Source organism: Erwinia sp. HDF1-3R (genome assembly GCF_039621855.1).
Taxonomy (GTDB): Bacteria; Pseudomonadota; Gammaproteobacteria; order Enterobacterales; family Enterobacteriaceae; genus Erwinia.
The window spans coordinates 1,490,238-1,509,834 of the sequence record NZ_CP155071.1; the positions used below are offsets into that span (position 1 = coordinate 1,490,238).

Genomic DNA, 19,597 nt, shown 5'->3' on the forward strand with positions numbered 1-19,597 from the left:
TTTAGATATTGAATCGACCCAGTGAAAAACAAAACCTCTGCTTTTCTGCTAACGCCGCTACTCTGCCTGCCCGCTTTTGCAGCCAGCTCTGCGCCGAACTCATCCGCTCAGGCATCGGCTGCGGCGGAGGGATCCCTTATCGTCATTCGTCAGCGCAGTGGGGTATCCGAACTGGATACGCCGGCTGCGGTCAGCGTGTTGAACGGCCAGGATCTGCGTAGCAATAATGCTCAGGTCAACCTTTCCGAAGGTCTGGGGAGCGTACCCGGTCTGCAAATCCAGAATCGCCAGAATTATGCGCAGGATTTACAGCTGTCGATACGTGGCTTTGGTAGCCGCTCCATGTATGGCGTGCGGGGCGTGCGGGTTTACGTCGATGGTATTCCAGCCACGATGCCCGATGGGCAGGGGCAAACCTCGAATATTGATATCAATTCAATTGAGCGTGTAGAAGTGCTGCGAGGCCCCTGGTCAGCGCTCTATGGCAACGCTTCCGGAGGCGTGGTCAACATCGATACCGAAACCGGCAGCCAGCCAGCCACCCTTACCGCCGGGACATACTTTGGCAGCTACGGCAGCTGGCGAAACAGCGTCAAAGCCAGCGGCGCAACGGGGGATGGCACGCACGTCGGCGATGTGAACTACACCCTTTCAGCTTCGCGCTTTACTACTCACGGCTATCGCGATCATAGCGGAACGCAAAAAAGTCTCGGTAACGGTAAATTTGGCGTGCGCCTGGATGAAGCCAGCACGCTGACGCTGATGTTTAACACCGTCTCCGTGGATGCCAACGACCCCGGTGGACTGACGAAAGCGGAATGGCAAAATAATCCCCGTCAGTCTCCTCGCGGCGATAGTTTTAATACGCGCAAAAGTCTCGATCAGACCCAGGTGGGCCTGCGCTACCAGCGTGAACTGACGGATAATGACCAGTTAACCCTGACCACCTGGCACGGTGAGCGGCACACCACCCAGTATCAATCTATCCCGCTGGCACCTCAGCTAAAGCCCGCCTATCCCGGCGGCGTGATTGTGCTTGAGCGGAAATATTCCGGCATTGATACCCGTATCAGGCATGACGACCAGATAGGTACCGTGCCGTTCTCGCTTACTGGCGGTCTGGACTATGAAACCATGACCGAACGCCGCCAGGGTTTTGAAAACTATCAGCTTGTTAACGGCGTGCCGGCGTTTGGCGAGAAGGGCCGCCAGCGGCGCAATGAAAGGAACCAGATGTGGAATCTGGACCCCTATCTGCAAACGCACTGGGCGCTAACGCAGAAGTGGGCACTGGACGCGGGCGTGCGCTACAGTACGGTGAGCTTTGACTCACAAGATTATTACGTGACCACCGGGAACGGCGATGACAGCGGCAGCAAACGCTACCATAAATTGTTGCCGATGGGATCGCTGAACTATGCGCTGACAGACGCATGGAACCTCTACTTCTCCGCCGGACGCGGCTTTGAAACGCCCACCATTAATGAGCTCTCCTACCGCTCCGTTGATGGCAGTCAAACCGGGCTTAATCTGGGACTAAAACCTGCGACCAGCGACACGTTCGAGCTGGGAAGCAAAACCCGCCTCGGCTATGGACTCCTGACCGCCGCGATTTTCCAGACCAACACCGACAATGAGCTGGTGGTGGCGGACAGCAGCAACGGGCGATCGGTCTATAAAAACGCCGGTAAAACACGTCGACGGGGTATTGAAACCTCGTTTGATCAGCAGTTCGCTGAAAACTGGCAGATGAAAGCGGCCTGGACGTATCTTGATGCCACCTACCGCAATGAGTCCTGCGACGACAGTGGTAACTGCACACCCTCTGGTAATCGCCTGCCGGGTATTGCGCGTAATATGGGATACGCCTCGCTGGCCTGGGCACCGGAGCAGGGCTGGCACGCGGGCGCGGATATCCGCTATCTCAGCAGCATTCAGGCCGATGATGAAAATGATGCTAAGGCGCCCTCCTGGACGGTGGTCAGCCTGAATACCGGCTATCGCTTCAACTGGGACAAGTGGTCGCTCGATCTGTTCAGCCGCGTCGATAACCTCTTCGACAGGGCGTACGTGGGCTCGGTTATTGTCAATGAGGGCAATGGCCGCTTTTACGAACCCGCACCGGGCCGAAATTATGGTGGAGGAGCAACCCTCACCTATGCTTTTTAATCAGATATCCACAACAGTCTGCCACTCTGGCGTAGGCCAGCGGGCAGGGTAAAAACACCGGCATGGATAAGCAGTAAGAAACCGGGTGTTTTAAGCGGTTAAGATCCCGATCTAAATCGAAGACGTTAAATATTGGTAAGGTTCATACTATGCAAACTAAAGCACCGTTATCACGGAACCTCGTGATCCTCACGGCTGTGTTTGCCGCCCTCAGCGGGTTATACCTGCTGATTGGCGGTATCTGGCTGGCTAAGCTGGGTGGTTCAGTCTATTACATCATCGCTGGTGTGGTAGAACTGGCTGTCGCCTGGCTGCTGTTCCGTCGCCGCTCATCAGCACTGTTGCTGTATGCGGTGTTCCTGCTCGCGACCCTTGTCTGGTCGCTCTGGGAAGTCGGGACTGACTTCTGGGCCCTGACGCCACGTCTGGACGTCACCTTCTTCCTCGGCCTGTGGATGGTTCTGCCATTCATTTACCGCGGCCTGAGCACGGGGCGGTTTGCACGCGGTGCGCTGGGCGTGGTGCTGTTGGTCACGGTGATTGCCCTGGGCTGGTCGGTCTTTAACGACCCGCAGGAAATTAACGGTTCGCTTAGCCCGGCACAGGCGGCGAACGTGGAGAAATCCGCTGACGGCGTTGCAGCCGGTGACTGGCCAGCCTATGGCCGTACCCAGGCGGGAACGCGCTACTCACCGTTAACGCAGATTAACGATAAGAACGTGGGTCAGCTCAAAGAAGCCTGGACTTTCCGTACCGGTGATATGAAGCGCCCAACCGATCCGGGTGAGCTGACGGATGAAGTGACGCCAATCAAAATTGGTGATTCGCTCTATCTCTGTACCCCGCACCAGATCCTGTTTGCACTGGATGCGGCTACCGGTAAAGAGAAATGGAAATTTGATCCACAGCTGAAAACCGATCCCTCTTTCCAGCACGTGACCTGCCGTGGTGTCTCTTATCATGAGACGCCTGACGCTGCTGCAACGCCTGCGGGCGGTAAGCCTGCTCTGTGCTCACGCCGCATTATCCTGCCGGTGAACGATGGACATCTGTATGCGCTGGATGCTGAAACCGGTGCGCTCTGCCCGGGCTTCGGCGACAACGGTAAACTGAACCTGCAGCAGAATATGCCTTTTGCACGCGCAGGGGCCTATGAGCCGACTTCACCTCCCGTCATTACCGATAAAACTATCGTTATTGCCGGTGCGGTAACCGATAACTACTCGACCAAAGAGCCATCCGGGGTCATCCGTGGTTTTGATGTGAACAGCGGTAAGCTGCTGTGGGCATTTGATACCGGCGCGAAAGACCCTAACATCCTGCCGCAGGGCGAGCAGAACTACGTTGCCAACTCGCCTAACTCCTGGGCACCTGCCGCCTATGACGCGAAGCTGGATCTGGTGTATCTGCCTATCGGCGTTGCTACGCCAGATATCTGGGGCGGCAACCGTACGCCAGAAATGGAACGCTTTGCCAGCGGCCTGCTGGCACTGAATGCCACCACCGGCAAACTAGCCTGGTTCTACCAGACCGTTCACCACGATCTGTGGGATATGGATGTACCGGCACAGCCAACTCTGGCCGATATCAATGACAAAGACGGCAATAAAGTCCCAGTCGTTTATGTTCCGGCCAAAACCGGTAATATCTTCGTGCTGGATCGCCGTAACGGTAAGCTGGTTGTGCCTGCACCAGAAACGCCGGTTCCACAGGGTGCCGCAAAAGGTGACCATGTTTCCCCAACTCAGCCTTATTCAGAGCTGACCTACCGTCCGAAGAAAAACCTGACCGGTGCGGATATGTGGGGGGCAACAATTTATGACCAGCTGATCTGCCGCGTGATGTTCCACCAGCTGCGTTATGACGGCCCGTTCACTCCGCCATCCGAGCAGGGCACCCTGGTATTCCCGGGTAACCTGGGCATGTTTGAATGGGGCGGTATTTCTGTTGATACCGACCGTCAGATCGCCGTGACTAACCCAATGGCGCTGCCGTTTGTTTCCCGTCTGATCCCGCGTGGGCCAAATAACCCACTGTGGCCAGGCGAGAAAGATAAAGGCGGTAGCGGCACTGAAACGGGCGTACAGCCTCAGTACGGCGTACCGTTTGGCGTGACGCTGAATCCGTTCCTGTCACCGCTTGGCTTCCCCTGCAAGCAGCCGGCATGGGGCTATATCTCCGCCGTTGATCTGAAAACAAATGATATCGTGTGGAAAAAACGCATCGGTACCGTGCGTGACAGCTCGCCGGTTCCTCTGCCGTTCAAGATGGGTATGCCAATGTTGGGTGCGCCAATCTCGACTGCCGGTAACGTGATGTTTATCGGGGCAACGGCAGATAACTACCTGCGTGCGTTTAACGTCACCAACGGTAAGCCGCTGTGGGAAGCTCGCCTGCCAGCGGGCGGTCAGGCCACGCCAATGACTTATGAAGTGAATGGCAAACAGTATGTGCTGATCGCTGCCGGTGGCCATGGCTCATTCGGCACTAAGCTGGGCGACTATATTGTGGCCTATGCACTGCCGGACGACGCTAAGAAGTAACGCCTGGCGCCGGCTCCTGCCCGGCGTCAAACGATAAAAAAAGGGCAGCCCATGGGCTGCCCTTTTTGTTTTTTTATCCGGTATTAAGACCCCATTCCATATACAGCCGCTCGATCTCTTTGACCGATCCTGCCCGTACCCTGGGTAATCTCAACTGTTCAAACAGGGCGGCATTACGTTTCCGTCCCCCGGGGGTGACAAAGAGAATGTGGTGGAGCATTTCCCAGCTCAACCGATCCTGCCCATCCATTCCGCCATAGCGCCCGGGCTGCCATAACGTTCTTCGGATATAGCGCAGCAGGCTGGAAGGCGTTGAAATATCGAGCAGAATCACGCCGGTTGCCCGCCCAAGGCGCTGTGGAAGACAGCGTGAATAATTTCCTTCCATTATCCAACTTTCTTGTGCAATGGCTTTCTCATGAAGGGCCAGGAATTCGTCAGCAGGGCGGGGATACCAGCTGGACTGTGGGTAGTGGTGATAAAGCCGGTCGAGATGAATAATCGGTAGTTCGCACTTTCGGGCGATGGCCGTTGCAAGTGTGGATTTCCCGCTATTTGAAGGACCGAGAATGCAAATCCGCGGGCCTAATGCGTTCAGATTCATATTCTTCCCGGAAGAGAGAGTGCAGCGGGCCACTATAGCCTGGCGATCAGCCGCCCGGGAATCGGGCACTACTGTCCATGGAACCGTTGGTGGACAAAATGTGATCTGGATCGCACAAATGGTTAAGATGCTAATAGTTAGCAGGCTTATTATAAGTGCATCCAAGGCGAGCTGCCTTGTCCCAAACATCTTAAAGAAGGAATTTGACCATGAAAACCATCAAAACACTGAGTATTGCCGCCGTTGCCGCGCTCTCTATGATCTCTTTCGGTAGCTTTGCTGCCCAGAGCATTTCGGCTCACGGCAGTACGCTGGACAGCGCTCAGGCGCACATCGCCGCCCAGGCTAAAGCGGCCGGTGCCTCCAGCTATAAAATCACCAGCGCCCGTGCCGAAGATGGCGTCTATATGACCGCCGAAATCTATAAATAAACCCGGGACGTACCGTAGCAAATCAGAACAGGCTGCCATCAGGCAGCCTTTTTTATTGGGTCCTTGTCCCGGGCAGGGCAAAGCGCCGCGCTGAGCGCGCCTGAGTCGTTTCGGACACTGTCATAAATATGAAACTTTGCTTAAGTTTCAATCTTCCCCCCCCATTTTCCAGTCCCACCCCCTCGCAAACATCCTCTAAGAGTAAACCGATTCTAAATCATCTTTAGATAATTTCCGGTTCGACCGCATTTATCGGGAGTTCTTAATTTTCAACTAAGAATTGTTGTTTATCGTTCATTAAGCATTGAAATTTGGCCTTTTTGCTCATGCGATAATGCCGCCGCTGAAAAGTTAGCCATTTATGACCTGCGCGGAGAAAGAGAGTCACCGATGAGAAAATTCACAGCAAATTATATGTGATGGCTAAATTTCAACGCATAACAGTTGCCAGTGGACTGGAAATAGCACACTCTGCTAAAGTTTATTTTGGTTACAATTAAGGAAATTTTAATGATGTCGGATTTTCTTCCTTTTTCGCGCCCCGCAATGGGGGAAGCTGAGCTGGCAGCGGTCAGGGACGTGATGAATTCCGGCTGGATCACTACCGGGCCTAAAAATCAGCTGCTCGAAGAGGCTTTTTGCCAGTTAACGGGTAACCAGCATGCGATTGCCGTTAGTTCGGCAACGGCAGGCATGCATGTGACGCTGATGGCGCTGGGCATCGGTCCCGGGGACGAAGTTATCACCCCTTCACTGACCTGGGTTTCCACCCTGAATATGATTGCGCTACTGGGCGCAGAGCCGGTCATGATTGATGTCGATCGTGACACGCTGATGGTGACCCCTGAGCTTATTGAAGCCGCGATTACGCCGCGTACTAAAGCCATTGTGCCCGTACACTATGCAGGCGCTCCGGCGGATATTGATGCCATTCACGCATTGGGTAAGCGCTACGGCATTCCGGTCATTGACGACGCCGCGCATGCGGCCGGAACCGGATACAAAGGCCGCCACGTGGGGGCAACCGGCACGGCTATTTTCTCCTTCCACGCCATTAAAAACATGAGCTGTGCGGAAGGCGGCCTGGTGGTAACCGATGATGAAACCTTGGCGAGCCGTATCCGCAGCCTGAAGTTCCACGGTCTGGGTGTCGATGCCTTTGATCGTCAGACCCACGGCCGCGCGCCCCAGGCTGAAGTTATTGCGCCCGGCTATAAATATAATCTGCCCGACATCAGCGCCGCTATTGCGCTGGTGCAGCTGGATAAACTTCCCGAACTGAACGCCCGGCGTGCGGAGATTGCCGCCCGCTACCTGAAGGAGCTGGCGGATACGCCGTTTTTACCGCTGTCCGTGCCGGAGTGGGCCCATCAGCACGCCTGGCACCTGTTTATTATCCGCGTTGATCCTGAGCGCTGCGGGCTGTCCCGTGACGAACTGATGCAGGCCCTGAAGGATCGTAATATTGGCAGCGGCCTGCATTTCCGTGCGGCGCACACGCAGAAATATTACCGTGAACGCTTTCCCGATTTAACCCTGCCTGAAACCGAATGGAACTCCGATCGCATCTGTTCGATACCGCTGTTTCCAGGTATGACCGACGGCGATGTCAGCCGCGTCATTACCGCCCTGCGCGATATTGCCGAGAGATAACATGACGCCCGAACAACCTATCAATAAAGTTTCTATTGTCATTCCCGTTTATAACGAGCAGGAGAGCCTGCCCGAACTGCTCCGCCGCACGACAGCGGCCTGCGACCAGCTGCCGATGGACTATGAAATCCTGCTGGTCGATGATGGCAGCAGCGATAACTCTGCCGAGATGCTGGCGAGTGCCGCGTCCGAAGAGGGCAGTCATATCGTTGCGGTATTGCTTAATCGTAATTATGGCCAGCATTCGGCCATTATGGCTGGCTTCAGCCACGTCAGCGGCGACCTTATCATCACCCTTGATGCGGATTTACAGAACCCACCTGAAGAGATCCCGAGACTGGTTGCGGTGGCTGCCGAGGGGTATGACGTGGTGGGGACCGTGCGGCAAAATCGCCAGGATAGCTGGTTCCGCAAGCGCGCCTCGCGCCTGATCAATCATCTGATCCAGCGCACCACCGGTAAAGCGATGGGCGATTATGGTTGTATGCTGCGCGCCTATCGCCGCCATATTATTGACGCCATGCTGCACTGCCATGAGCGCAGCACCTTTATCCCCATTCTGGCCAATACCTTTGCCCGCCGGGCCATTGAGATCCCGGTTCATCACGCCGAGCGCGAATTTGGTGATTCCAAATACAGCCTGATGCGCCTGATCAATCTGATGTATGACCTGGTGACCTGCCTGACCACCACGCCGCTGCGTATGCTCAGCGTGGTCGGTAGCCTGATTGCCCTGGCGGGGTTCGCCTTCTCACTGTTTTTGATCGTCGCGCGCCTGTTTTTCGGTTCGCACTGGGCTGGCGACGGCATGTTTGTCCTTTTCGCCGTGCTGTTTATTTTCATCGGCGCACAGTTTGTCGGAATGGGTCTGCTCGGAGAGTATATTGGCCGCATTTATAACGACGTCCGTGCCCGCCCGCGCTACTTCATCCAGCGCGTTGTCAACTCATCCGTTTCTGTTTCCGAATCCTCAGAGGATAACAAAGAATGAAAGCTGTTGTTTTTGCCTACCACGATATGGGATGCGTCGGCATCAATGCGCTGGTTGAGGCCGGCTATCAGATTGAAGCCATCTTTACCCATCCTGATTCCGCCAATGAAAACCACTTTTTCGGTTCGGTCGCGCGTGCGGCAGCGGAGCTGGGTATCCCGGTTTTTGCGCCGGAAGACGTTAATCACCCATTATGGGTTGACCGCATTCAACTGATGGCACCGGACGCTATCTTCTCGTTTTATTACCGTAATCTGCTGAGTGACAAGATTCTGGACTGTGCTCAGCATGGCGCATTTAACCTGCATGGTTCTCTGCTGCCGAAATATCGTGGCCGCGCGCCGCTGAACTGGGCGCTGGTCAATGGCGAAACCGAAACCGGCGTTACCCTGCACCGTATGGTCGCCCGCGCGGATGCCGGTGAGATTATGGCGCAGCAGAAAGTGGCGATCGCGCCAGAAGATAACGCGTTAACCCTGCACCGTAAGCTGACCAGCGCGGCCACTGAGCTGCTTACCGACGCGCTGCCCGCGCTCAAACTGGGCAAACTTCAGGGATGGGCGCAGGATGAAAGCCAGGCAACAACGGTTAGACGCCGGTCGCCGGAGGATGGCTGTATCGACTGGTCGCTGCCCGCAGAGAAGGTCAACAACCTGGTGCGTGCGGTTACCGATCCCTGGCCTGGCGCGTATGGCTACGTTGGCTCGGCAAAATTCATCGTCTGGAAAGGGAAGGTTCATCATGACCTGCCTGCGGCCAAAGCCGGTACGGTACTGTCGGTCGCACCATTAATCATTGCCTGCGGTGAGGGTGCGCTGGAAGTGATGACGGGGCAGAGCGAAAACGGCGTGTATATGCAGGGTTCACAGCTCGCGCAAACGCTGGGCCTGGTTAGCGGTGCGCTACTGCACAACCAGCCGGTATCGGCAGTTAAGCGCCGTACCCGGGTACTGATCCTGGGCGTTAACGGATTTATCGGTAACCACCTGACCGAGCGACTGCTACAGGATGATAACTTCGATATCTTCGGTCTGGATATCGGTTCAGACGCTATCAGCCGCTTTGTTGGCCATCCGCGCTTTCAGTTTGTTGAAGGGGATATCAGCATCCACTCGGAGTGGATTGAATATCACATTAAAAAATGTGACGTCATTCTGCCGCTGGTGGCCATTGCCACGCCAATTGAGTACACGCGCAATCCACTGCGGGTGTTTGAGCTGGACTTTGAAGAAAACCTGAAAATTATCCGCGACTGCGTGAAATATAAAAAGCGCATTATTTTCCCGTCGACTTCCGAAGTGTACGGCATGTGTACCGATCCTAATTTCGATGAAGACAGCTCAAATCTGGTGGTCGGTCCGATCAACAAACAGCGCTGGATTTACTCGGTCTCCAAACAGCTGCTTGACCGGGTGATCTGGGCCTACGGCGATAAAGAAGGACTGCGGTTTACGCTGTTCCGCCCGTTCAACTGGATGGGGCCGCGTCTCGATAACCTTAACGCCGCGCGTATTGGCAGCTCCCGTGCGATTACCCAGCTAATCCTGAATCTGGTTGAAGGGTCGCCCATTAAACTGATGGACGGCGGGCGGCAGAAGCGCTGCTTTACCGATATCAGCGACGGGGTAGAGGCGCTGTTTCGCATTATTGAAAACAAAAACAATAACTGCGACGGCCAGATTATTAATATCGGTAACCCGGACAACGAGGCGAGCATCAAAGAGCTGGCACAGCAGCTGCTGGAGAGCTTTGATCGCCATCCGCTCCGCAGCCATTTCCCTCCTTTTGCCGGCTTCCGCGACGTTGAAAGCAGCAGCTATTACGGCAAGGGCTATCAGGACGTGGTGCACCGTAAGCCCGCCATCCGCAACGCCCGCCGCCTGATTAACTGGACGCCGGAAGTGAAGATGGAAAAAACCATCGATGCTACGCTCGATTTCTTCCTGCGCACGGTTGACGGCGTGGATACGGAGAAATGAAAAAAGTCGGCCTCCGTATAGATGTCGATACCTGGCGGGGGACGCGTGACGGCGTCCCCCGGCTGCTGGAAACGCTCAGTTTACATCGCACTCAGGCCACCTTTTTCTTCAGCGTAGGGCCGGATAACATGGGGCGCCACCTGTGGCGCCTGATGAAGCCGAAATTCCTGTGGAAGATGCTGCGCTCGGGCGCGGCCTCGCTGTATGGCTGGGATATTTTGCTGGCCGGTACGGCCTGGCCCGGACGCAACATTGCTAAGGGCCTGTCAGAAACGATCGCCGCCGCAACCGAACATCATGAAGTCGGTCTGCATGCATGGGATCACTTCGCCTGGCAGACCTGGGCAGGCGTATGGCCTGAGGAGACGCTAACAGAGCAGATCCGCCGGGGGCGCGATGCGCTGCAAAACGTAACCGGGCAGCCGGTGACCTGCTCAGCGGCCGCGGGCTGGCGGGCAGATGGTCGGGTGATTCACGCAAAGGAGTCTTTCGGCTTTCACTATAACAGCGACTGCCGGGGGACGACGCCTTTCCTGCCCCTATTGCCGAATGGCGCACTGGGTACGGTGCAGATCCCCGTTACGCTGCCCACCTGGGATGAGGTCGTCGGTTCGGTTGTCAGTAAAGAGGCGTACAACGCCTTTATCCTGGAGAAAATTCACCAGGATAAAGGTACGCCCGTTTACACCATCCACGCTGAAGTTGAAGGTATCGCCATGAGCAGCCAGTTTGACGAACTGCTGCGGCTGGCCGCAGAGCAGGGCATTCAGTTCTGCCCGCTTGGTGACCTGTTGCCTGATGACCTGTCTGGCCTGCCGACGGGAAAAATTTTCCGGGGAACCCTTCCCGGGCGTGAGGGATGGCTGGGATACCAGCAACTATCTGAGTAAGCCAGTATGAAAATAATGAGAAACGGTGCCCTGCTGCTGGCACTGTTTGCCCTGTACTACCTCGTACCTCTTGAGTTCCGCGACCTGTGGCAACCTGATGAAACCCGCTATGCCGAAGTCAGCCGGGAGATGCTCGCCAATGGCGACTGGGTGGTGCCACACTTTTTTAACCTGCGCTATTTTGAAAAACCCATCGCCGGTTACTGGATAAACAACCTCAGCCAGCTACTGCTGGGCCATAACAACTTTGCCGTGCGCTTTGGCTCCGTTTTTTCCGTCACGCTGACCGCGCTGATGGTCTACTGGCTGGCGCTACGCATCTGGCGCGAACGCTACACGGCGATAATGGCCAGCGTTATTTTCCTGACCAGCCTGCTGGTGTTTAGCATTGGCACCTATGCGGTGCTCGACCCGATGATTACCCTGTGGCTGGTGGCGGCCATGTGTAGCTACTGGTTGACCATTGCCGCGTCCAGCCGTAAAGAAAAGGTGCTGGCCTGGCTGGTGATGGGGCTGGCCTGCGGTATGGGCTTTATGACCAAAGGCTTCCTCGCGCTTGCCGTACCGGTGATCGCCATTGTGCCCTGGGCGATTCATCAACGGCGCTTCAAAGAGTTGCTGCTCTTCGGCCCGCTGGCGGTGATCGGTGCAGCGGCAATTAGCGCGCCCTGGGCGATAGCGATTGCCCAACGCGAACCCGACTTCTGGCACTACTTTTTCTGGGTGGAACATATTCAGCGCTTCGCCGATGAGAGTGCACAGCATAAAGCGCCTTTCTGGTATTACCTGCCGATTATGGCAATCGGCTGCCTGCCCTGGCTGGGGCTGTTACCCGGCGCACTGAGTACCGGCTGGCAAAAGCGCAAAGAGAACGGTGGAAGCCTCTACCTGCTAAGCTGGACGGTAATCCCCCTGCTGTTTTTCAGCATTGCTAAAGGCAAATTACCGACCTACATCCTTCCCTGCTTTGCCCCGCTGGCTATTTTAATGGCGAAACGGGCCACCGATCTGATGTTGGTCAGCGGCAAAGCCCTTAAAGTGAATGGCTGGATAAACTTTGCTTTTGGGCTGCTGTGTACCCTGGCGATTATTGGATTTCTGGCCCCCTGGGGGCTGGCACGACATCCTGTATACGGCCATAGCGAGCTGCTCAAGGTCATATTGGGCGGGGGCGCCTTTCTGCTGTGGGGCATTACAGGCTGGCTGACGCTGGCATCACCCGCGAAGCGCTGGAGCTGGGCAGCCTGCTGTCCGCTGGCACTGGCTCTGGTGGTCGGAATGGTGATCCCCAATCGGGTCATTGACTCCAAGCAGCCGCAGCAGTTTATCCGTGCCATTAAAAGCGACATCGCGCCGAGCCGGTTTGTACTGGCAAATAACCCGGGGATCGCCTCCGGACTGGCCTGGGAGCTTAAGCGCAGCGATATCAAGCTTTACGACCAGCCGGGTGAGGTGCAGTATGGATTAAGCTATCCCGACGCAAAAGGGACATTTATTACCGGGGCTGATTTCGCCGGCTGGCTGGCTGCGCATCGCCATGAGGGGGAGGTCTCACTGATAATGCTGCTGTCGCACGATGAGAAGCTTACTCCAGGCGATCTGCCCAAAGCGGACCGGGTACTCCGCCGGGGACGGCTGGTGATGTTCCAGTACAGACAGCTGCCATGAACATCCTGTTTATCGCCTTTGCCAGCCTGTTAAGCTGTGCCGGCCAGCTCTGTCAGAAGCAGGCCGCACAGCATGGCCTGCTGAAGGGGCGATGGCATTTACTGTTCTGGCTGGGACTTAGCGCCATACTGCTTGGCTGCGCCATGCTGGTATGGCTGATGGTGCTGCAAAAGGTGCCGGTAGGCGTGGCGTATCCCATGCTCAGCCTGAACTTTATTTTTATCGTGCTGGCGGCCCGCTGGCTGTGGAAAGAGCCGGTTACCCTCCGTCACTGGCTGGGCATTGTGCTGATTGTGGCTGGCGTAGTGGTAATGGGCGTACGGGCATAATGGATATGTACCGATGTTTGCAGGCAGCAGAATGACCAGAGGTAGCGTCTGATGGGTATTGTACTGGCACTTTGTAGCGTCCTGCTGGTCAGCGGCGCACAGCTGCTGATGCGCTGGGCGATGATGAACCTGCCGTCGGCCAGCGATCCGGCCCGGCTGTTTAACGCGCTGCTCAGCCTGCCGCCGGCTGCTCTGGCCCTGCTCGGCGGCCTGTTTGCCTATGCGTTATCAATGCTGTGCTGGTTTCTGGCGCTGCGGAAAATACCGCTCAGCAAGGCGTATCCGCTGTTAAGCCTGAGCTATGTGCTGGTGTGGGGGGCAGCGCTCTGCCTGCCCGCGCTTAATGAAATCTTCGTCTGGAGTAAGCTGGCCGGGGTAGTACTGATTTTTGGCGGCCTGTTGCTGATCTGCTGGCCCTCGCGGGTAAAAGGCTGAACGCCTCCTTCTTCTTCACCTTCTTTATTCCTTTCTGAGCCGTTATCGGTCCAGCCTAATGTAATGCTAAGTTTCCCCCGGCAAACTGAGTTCATCTCTGTTTTCCTGGAGGGGAACGATGCATTACGCCATTGGGCTAGCGGCGGCAAGCCGCAAAAACGTCAGGTTCACGCAGTTAACACCTGTTATTCGGAGGGTGGGATGAGAATTCTGCTGACTGAAGAGAATTGCCTGCAAAGTGAAGCAATTCTCCCCCCGCTCAGAGAGGCAGGCTACGCCATGGAGTGCATAAAACACCCGACGGGGGAGCTGCTGGCGGATGGCCATTTTGATATTGTCATTCTCAGTGCCGGACTGCCGCCAGGCGAGAAGGAGAGTCTGAAGGATCTGCTGCGCGTGACGGGCCGTGAATTACCCCTGCTGATTATGATGACGTGTTCGGAGGCGGCAGGCGAACGTTCAGGCTGCACAGATACCGACATTGACGGCTACATTGCCACGCCCTTCGATGCCGAATCACTGCTTGCCTGCCTGCATAATGCCCGGCGACGGCGGGAGGGGCAGGGCGCACCGCTGATCAGCAATGGTGAAATCGTGCTGGATCCTGCCAGCTATCAGGCCGTTAATCTGCTCAGCGGTGAGGTGCACCGCCTGTCTATTCGCGAGTTCGCGTTAATGCAGGCACTGATATCCCAGCCGGGCAGGCCGCTTTCACGGCGTGAGCTTGAGTCTAAACTCTACGGCTGGGGAGAAGGGATTGAGAGCAATGCGGTTGAATTTTTTATCCATTCGCTGCGAAAAAAAATGGGCAGTGGCGCCATTAAGAACATTCGGGGCGTGGGATGGATGGTATCATCATAAATGATTCTTGCTCTGATTCTTATTCTCATGGAGACAATTAGTGAAAACTCGTTCGTGGCTGTTATTGGGAACCATGCTGGCCAGCGCAGGCTGTGCCGCCACCACCTATCCGGTGCAGATCACCGATATGGACAATCAAAAAATCACCCTGAGTAAGGAGCCACAGCATGTGATCCTGCAGGACGGACGGGATGTACTTTCTCTGGCCCTGCTGGACAGGGAAGATCCCTTTCGGCGGGTGGTCGCATGGAATAACCTGCCGAAAAAACAGGATACCCAGACCTGGGATTTGCTAAAGAAAACCTGGCCTGAAGCGACGAAAATTATCGATATGGGCTTCAGCGATCGCGGAGAGGTCAATCTTGAAAGCGTCATTGCTGAAAAGCCCGACCTGATGATTGCCCAACTGCGCGCGAAGCCTGCTCTTAAGCAGACGGGCGTGCTGGACCAGCTGCAAAAGCTGCATATCCCGGTGGTGTTCATCGACTATGAACTGCACCCGGCGCAGAATACGGCAAACAGCATCACCCTGCTGGGAACCGTTCTGAATCAGGAATCCAGGGCAAAAGCGTACACCGACTTCTACCAGGCACATTGGAACACTTTACAGCAGAAAATTGAACCGATTAAGCCTAAGCCCACGGTCTTTATCGAACCTATTGCCGGGAATTCAGATGGCTGCTGCTTTACCCACGGACACAATGGCTGGGGCGGTCTGGTCGAGGCGGTAGGCGGGAAGAATATTGGCTCCAGCCTGCTGCCCGGTGCATCAGGGTTTGTTGCGCTTGAGAAGATTATTGCGATGAAGCCTGACGTCTATATTATGACCGGATCAAAACGCCCGGATAAAAACGTGCTGCCGTTTGGCTTCGGCGTGGCACCGCAGGAGGTCACGGCCCCCTTTAAGAAACTGATCGAACGCAATGGTCTCCAGCAGATAGCGCCGGTCAAAGCGGGGCGTGTCTACGGGGTTTATCACCATTTTTATAACCATCCGTACAATATTATCGGCATGGAAATCCTGGCGAAGGACCTCTACCCGGCGCAGTTCAGCGATCTGAATCCAACGGCAGACTTCCATCAAATCCTCACCCGCTTCACAAAAATTCCGGATGGACCTGTCACCCTGAGCTATCCCTCAGACAAGCCGTAAACTAAAGCCATACCAAATAGATTTCATCCCTGAAAAGGCGACATTTTGTTGCCTTTTCGCGTTATGATCGGCGGCATAAATAATTTGCAGGACGCCACTATGTCGACCCATCCTCCCCTGCTGGACGTACAGGGTGTGAGCTATGCACTGGCCGGAAACACGCTGCTGGCTCCCGTATCGCTTACGCTTAACGCGGGTGATTTTCTCCTTCTGACCGGACCGTCCGGCTGCGGGAAAAGCACGCTATTAAAAATTATCGCTTCGCTACTCGATCCCACGCACGGCAGCGTGCTGTTTAAAGGTCAGCCCGTCAGTGAACTGAGGCCCGAAACCTACCGTCAGCAGGTCTCCTGGTGCTGTCAGACGCCCGCGCTGTTTGGCAAAACGGTATGGGATAACCTGGCGCTGCCGTGGGAAATCCGCCACAAAAAAGCTGAAAGAGAGGGACTGCAACGCTGGCTGCAACGGGTCAATCTCCCGGCAGAGACGCTGGACAAAGAGATTGAGACGCTTTCCGGCGGGGAAAAGCAGCGGGTGGGGCTACTGCGTAATCTGCAGTTCTTACCTGACGTGCTGCTGCTGGACGAAGTCACCAGCGCGCTGGATGATGAAAACAAGCAGGCCATCAATGGGCTGATCAACGAGCTGATGGCTGAAAAGGGCATGGCCGCCATCTGGATCAGTCACGATAGCGCCGAAATTCATCGGGCGCAGCAGGTATTGACGCTCAGCCCATCCTCAGCCGGGAGTGCAGATGAACCAGCATAACATTACAAACGAATCCCTGGGGCTGGCGCTGATCCTGGTGCTGATTGCCCTGCTGGTCAGCAGGAAAGAGAAGCTGGGGCTGGAAAAAGATATTATCTGGAGCGTATCGCGGGCCATCGTTCAGCTGATTATCGTCGGCTACGTGCTGAAGTATATCTTTATGCTCAACAACGGCTGGGTGACCGTGTTGATGGTGCTGTTTATCTGTACCAATGCGGCGCTGAACGCCCGTAAGCGTAGCCGCAATATCGACCGGGCGCTGGCTATCTCTTTTGTCGCCATCACCCTGAGTACCACCCTGACGCTGACAATTCTGGTGCTGTCCGGCTCCATTGAGTTCCTGCCGATGCAGGTTATTCCGATATCAGGCATGATCGCGGGCAATGCGATGGTGGCCGTGGGGCTGTGCTACAGCAACCTGAATCAGCGTTTTGCCGACAACCGCCAGAAAATACTTGAAAGGCTTAGCCTCGGCGCGTCAATTAAAGTGGCTTCCGGCTCGCTAATCCGCGACAGCATTCGCGCCGCGATGATCCCTACCGTCGATGCAGCGAAAACCGTGGGCCTGGTGAGTCTGCCGGGCATGATGTCCGGGCTGATTTTTGCCGGGATCGATCCGGTTAAGGCGATTAAATACCAGATTATGGTGACGTTTATGCTGCTCGGTACCGCCAGCTTCTCGACCATTATTGCCGGCTACCTCGCCTATCGGCGTTTTTATAACGCGCGGGCGCAGTTAAAAGCGGGAATTTGAACAGGGCCGGGCCGCATTGCGGCCCGGACTGAGGATCAGAAGTTGATGTTGGCGCTAATGCCGCCGATAAAGGCATCTTTCACTTCGCCTACCGCACCCGGAGAAGCGACGTATTGCAGGTTCGGCCGCAGGTTCAGCCAGCTGGTAAGATGGGCATTGTAGTAAATCTCATAGTCGTACTCCGATCCGCTCTGGATCGGCAGATAAGTCGGGTTATTGTAGTCATTTACCCCATTATCCCGGTTAGTCTGACGCAGCATACTGCCGTAGTCATCGTTGACGTGAATGCGCGCCGCGCCGATGCCAATTTCATCTTTAGCACGGGAAGCAAACGGGCCTTTCCAGACAAAAGAGACCGACTGGTAGTTATCCGTTTTAGAGGTTTTGTGATCGTTCATCACCGCCTGTACGATTACGCCCAGACCCCGCTGATTGTCGCCGTCCATTGAGGTCAGCTGTTGTTGCAGCAGCAGGTAACCACCGTAGGCGTGATTCTGTTCGCCGTACTGTCCGTCACGGTATGAGCTGTAGTTATCGCCTTTCACCGAGGAGTAATACATCCCTACGCGGTAGTTACCCGGCAGTTTGTCGGCGCCGAAGGCTGGCTGCCAGCCCAATTCAACCGGGACCATATTCCCTTCGGTGTGGCTGGTATCCAGGCGGAAGCCGTTACCGGTATCGTAGTTCGAGGCAGTTTGGTTATAGAAGCCAACCTGTAAGAATACTTCAGGCGTGAAGTTAAATTTTACCCTGCCGCCCCACTGAGATACCGGCCAGTTATACCAGCGATCGCCCCGCCAGTTACCCGCCTGACCGCTACCGAATGCGAGGTTCTGGAAGTTACTCTGAAACGCATCGAAGTCTTCGCCAACGGTAACGCGTCCTGCCTTCACTTCAACCGCATGGTCAAAAAAGCCTTTATTCAGCCAGAACTGAGTCAGGCGCCAGGTTTGTCCACGTCCCCAGACTTCCTGCACGGATGAGAGCCCACCGGATCGCGGGTCATTAATATAATCCGACAGGTTTTGCCCATTACGGCTGGTGATAGTGGTCTGGAACTGCGTGTCATTCCAGTTGAGGAGTTTTTCCAAATCCAGCGTGGTGCCGAATGCCCACTGGTCCGTGTAGCGGGCGGTAGTTGAATGGTTATATCCACCGGAGAAGTTGCTGGCGGATTCCATGGTGTAGTTAACCTGGAAATCCACACCGTCGTTTTTTAACTGGGTGCGGGAGCCGCCCCAGTCGCCAAAAGCATAGGGGGAATCAATGCTGAGCGGGGCATAATCTGCCAGTGCAGATCCTGATGCCAGCATTAATCCCAAACCACAGAACGCCACCGATCTTTTTAATGTGGTTTTAGGGAGCTTGCTTTTCATTTTGGAACACCTTCTTGTTATTGGAATAATTTTTTTTCTGTTGCCTGTCAGGCAGGAGGGTCTGGGCCGTTGCGCCTGAGGTCAGTTTTTTCTCCGGCTTATCAGGCGCGGAAAAGGGAAAATGCCTGACATGAGCGGGTTTTACGGTCCGTACGGACGGCATGAAACCACCATTAGCGGAGATAGTTGTTATAAATAGTGCTGAAATGATTTGGCTGCTAATTGAAATTGCTGGATTTGAAATGTCGATCACATATTTAAGCGCGCAGGCACAAGAGGGGGCGTCAATTAATTCGGTTTATTTCAAAAACGAGGTGTGTCGGGAGCAGGGCGGGTCGAATTGAGGGTATTAACCGGGGCACGGAAGCCGAAGTGAGTAAGGGGGTGCAGCAGTGAGGGATTTAGCAAAAAAGAGGGGAATGGCGAGGTAACCGATCGGTACCAACGCGGCGATAAAGGCGAGAAAAAGGCCGACGATGTCGGCCTTTCAGGGGGAGCGCTAGCGATTAACTTAGCGCCTCGGGCTTAGCGACGGCCGAAAATCTTCGCCGCCAGGAAGCCAACGCCAGCGGCAATCGCCAGCGAAACAAATGGGGCATCCTGCGTTTTGGTTTTCACACAGTCCAGCGCATCATCAACAGCGTAAGATGCTTTGGCCGCGCCCTGACGCACTTTACCTTTTAACTCATGCTCGGGAGAATCAGTCGCTTTACCGAGCTGCTCCTGGCCTTTACCCAGTGCTTCGTCAGCTTTGTCACTCGCTTTATCTAACAGACTCATAATATCTCCTTCTTAGTGGCATGATTTCCTCATAGGGAACATTAAGAGTAGACCATCCCGTACGAGTTGCCGCTGCGGTTGTGTGAAAAAATATGACGAAGGTAAAGAATTTGGCAGTTGGGGTGTTTTTTTAGCCTCGGAATGTCTACCTCGTGAATTGATGGGTGTTTGGTACTGCACAGGCCTGGAGTGGTCGCCAACGGGTGGGGCCCG

Annotated in this window: 18 protein-coding genes; 14 read left to right on the plus strand and 4 right to left on the minus strand. The window is 55.3% G+C overall.

Annotated features, from left to right (window positions below):
* Positions 1-21: 21 nt before the first annotated feature.
* Positions 22-2,169: a TonB-dependent receptor PqqU gene (gene pqqU, locus AAGR22_RS06855; protein ID WP_345831075.1), complete on the plus strand. Its 2,148-nt coding sequence runs from the start codon at positions 22-24 to the stop codon at positions 2,167-2,169.
* A gap of 149 nt (positions 2,170-2,318) precedes the next feature.
* Positions 2,319-4,712 carry a glucose/quinate/shikimate family membrane-bound PQQ-dependent dehydrogenase gene (locus AAGR22_RS06860; protein WP_067705413.1) on the plus strand — a complete coding sequence of 798 codons (2,394 nt, stop codon included), beginning with the start codon at positions 2,319-2,321 and terminating at the stop codon, positions 4,710-4,712.
* A 73-nt stretch (positions 4,713-4,785) separates the two neighbouring features.
* Here the strand turns inward: AAGR22_RS06860 and AAGR22_RS06865 are convergent, their stop codons facing one another.
* Positions 4,786-5,316 (minus strand): AAA family ATPase, encoded by a 531-nt coding sequence (locus AAGR22_RS06865; RefSeq protein WP_345831078.1) that lies wholly within the window; start codon positions 5,314-5,316, stop codon positions 4,786-4,788.
* A gap of 209 nt (positions 5,317-5,525) precedes the next feature.
* Here AAGR22_RS06865 and AAGR22_RS06870 point away from each other — a divergent pair, with 209 nt between their 5' ends.
* The 12 genes from AAGR22_RS06870 (at position 5,526) to fetB (ending at position 17,228) form a co-directional block, all read left to right on the plus strand.
* Positions 5,526-5,747 (plus strand): YdgH/BhsA/McbA-like domain containing protein, encoded by a 222-nt coding sequence (locus AAGR22_RS06870; RefSeq protein ID WP_067705417.1) that lies wholly within the window; start codon positions 5,526-5,528, stop codon positions 5,745-5,747.
* 513 nt (positions 5,748-6,260) lie between these two features.
* Positions 6,261-7,400, plus strand: coding sequence for a UDP-4-amino-4-deoxy-L-arabinose aminotransferase (gene arnB, locus AAGR22_RS06875; protein WP_067705587.1), 1,140 nt, complete (start codon positions 6,261-6,263; stop codon positions 7,398-7,400).
* A gap of 1 nt (position 7,401) precedes the next feature.
* Positions 7,402-8,391, plus strand: coding sequence for an undecaprenyl-phosphate 4-deoxy-4-formamido-L-arabinose transferase (gene arnC, locus AAGR22_RS06880; RefSeq protein ID WP_345831082.1), 990 nt, complete (start codon positions 7,402-7,404; stop codon positions 8,389-8,391).
* A complete protein-coding gene (gene arnA, locus AAGR22_RS06885) occupies positions 8,388-10,370 on the plus strand; it encodes a bifunctional UDP-4-amino-4-deoxy-L-arabinose formyltransferase/UDP-glucuronic acid oxidase ArnA (protein WP_067705421.1) in 1,983 nt (660 codons plus the stop codon). The genes arnC and arnA overlap by 4 nt, the downstream gene beginning before the upstream one ends.
* Entirely contained in the window at positions 10,367-11,260 is an 894-nt protein-coding gene (gene arnD, locus AAGR22_RS06890; RefSeq protein ID WP_345831084.1) for a 4-deoxy-4-formamido-L-arabinose-phosphoundecaprenol deformylase, read from the plus strand. Before arnA ends, arnD begins: the two co-directional genes overlap by 4 nt.
* Before the next feature lie 6 nt (positions 11,261-11,266).
* A complete protein-coding gene (arnT, locus tag AAGR22_RS06895; RefSeq protein WP_345831086.1) occupies positions 11,267-12,928 on the plus strand; it encodes a lipid IV(A) 4-amino-4-deoxy-L-arabinosyltransferase in 1,662 nt (553 codons plus the stop codon).
* The gene (gene arnE, locus AAGR22_RS06900) at positions 12,925-13,257 is read left to right on the plus strand and encodes a 4-amino-4-deoxy-L-arabinose-phosphoundecaprenol flippase subunit ArnE (RefSeq protein WP_345831088.1); all 333 of its coding nucleotides are present in this window, start codon (positions 12,925-12,927) and stop codon (positions 13,255-13,257) included. Before arnT ends, arnE begins: the two co-directional genes overlap by 4 nt.
* A gap of 51 nt (positions 13,258-13,308) precedes the next feature.
* Positions 13,309-13,692 (plus strand): 4-amino-4-deoxy-L-arabinose-phosphoundecaprenol flippase subunit ArnF, encoded by a 384-nt coding sequence (gene arnF, locus AAGR22_RS06905; RefSeq protein WP_345831090.1) that lies wholly within the window; start codon positions 13,309-13,311, stop codon positions 13,690-13,692.
* Positions 13,693-13,893: 201 nt separating this feature from the next.
* Entirely contained in the window at positions 13,894-14,553 is a 660-nt protein-coding gene (locus AAGR22_RS06910; RefSeq protein WP_345831092.1) for a response regulator transcription factor, read from the plus strand.
* A gap of 73 nt (positions 14,554-14,626) precedes the next feature.
* Positions 14,627-15,706 carry an ABC transporter substrate-binding protein gene (locus AAGR22_RS06915; protein WP_345831559.1) on the plus strand — a complete coding sequence of 360 codons (1,080 nt, stop codon included), beginning with the start codon at positions 14,627-14,629 and terminating at the stop codon, positions 15,704-15,706.
* A 99-nt stretch (positions 15,707-15,805) separates the two neighbouring features.
* Positions 15,806-16,474 carry an iron ABC transporter ATP-binding protein FetA gene (fetA, locus tag AAGR22_RS06920; protein ID WP_345831093.1) on the plus strand — a complete coding sequence of 223 codons (669 nt, stop codon included), beginning with the start codon at positions 15,806-15,808 and terminating at the stop codon, positions 16,472-16,474.
* The gene (gene fetB, locus AAGR22_RS06925; protein ID WP_345831094.1) at positions 16,461-17,228 is read left to right on the plus strand and encodes an iron export ABC transporter permease subunit FetB; all 768 of its coding nucleotides are present in this window, start codon (positions 16,461-16,463) and stop codon (positions 17,226-17,228) included. The genes fetA and fetB overlap by 14 nt, the downstream gene beginning before the upstream one ends.
* Before the next feature lie 35 nt (positions 17,229-17,263).
* On the opposite strand, the gene AAGR22_RS06930 is transcribed toward fetB, so the two are convergent.
* The 3 genes from AAGR22_RS06930 to AAGR22_RS06940 all read right to left on the minus strand — a co-directional run bounded on the left by AAGR22_RS06930 (position 17,264) and on the right by AAGR22_RS06940 (position 19,384).
* Positions 17,264-18,604: a carbohydrate porin gene (locus AAGR22_RS06930; RefSeq protein WP_345831096.1), complete on the minus strand. Its 1,341-nt coding sequence runs from the start codon at positions 18,602-18,604 to the stop codon at positions 17,264-17,266.
* Complete coding sequence (locus tag AAGR22_RS06935) at positions 18,585-18,857, minus strand: hypothetical protein (RefSeq protein WP_345831098.1); 273 nt, start codon at positions 18,855-18,857, stop codon at positions 18,585-18,587. The genes AAGR22_RS06930 and AAGR22_RS06935 overlap by 20 nt, the downstream gene beginning before the upstream one ends.
* 272 nt (positions 18,858-19,129) lie before the next feature.
* Complete coding sequence (locus AAGR22_RS06940; protein ID WP_067705439.1) at positions 19,130-19,384, minus strand: CsbD family protein; 255 nt, start codon at positions 19,382-19,384, stop codon at positions 19,130-19,132.
* Between the last annotated feature and the right edge of the window lie 213 nt (positions 19,385-19,597).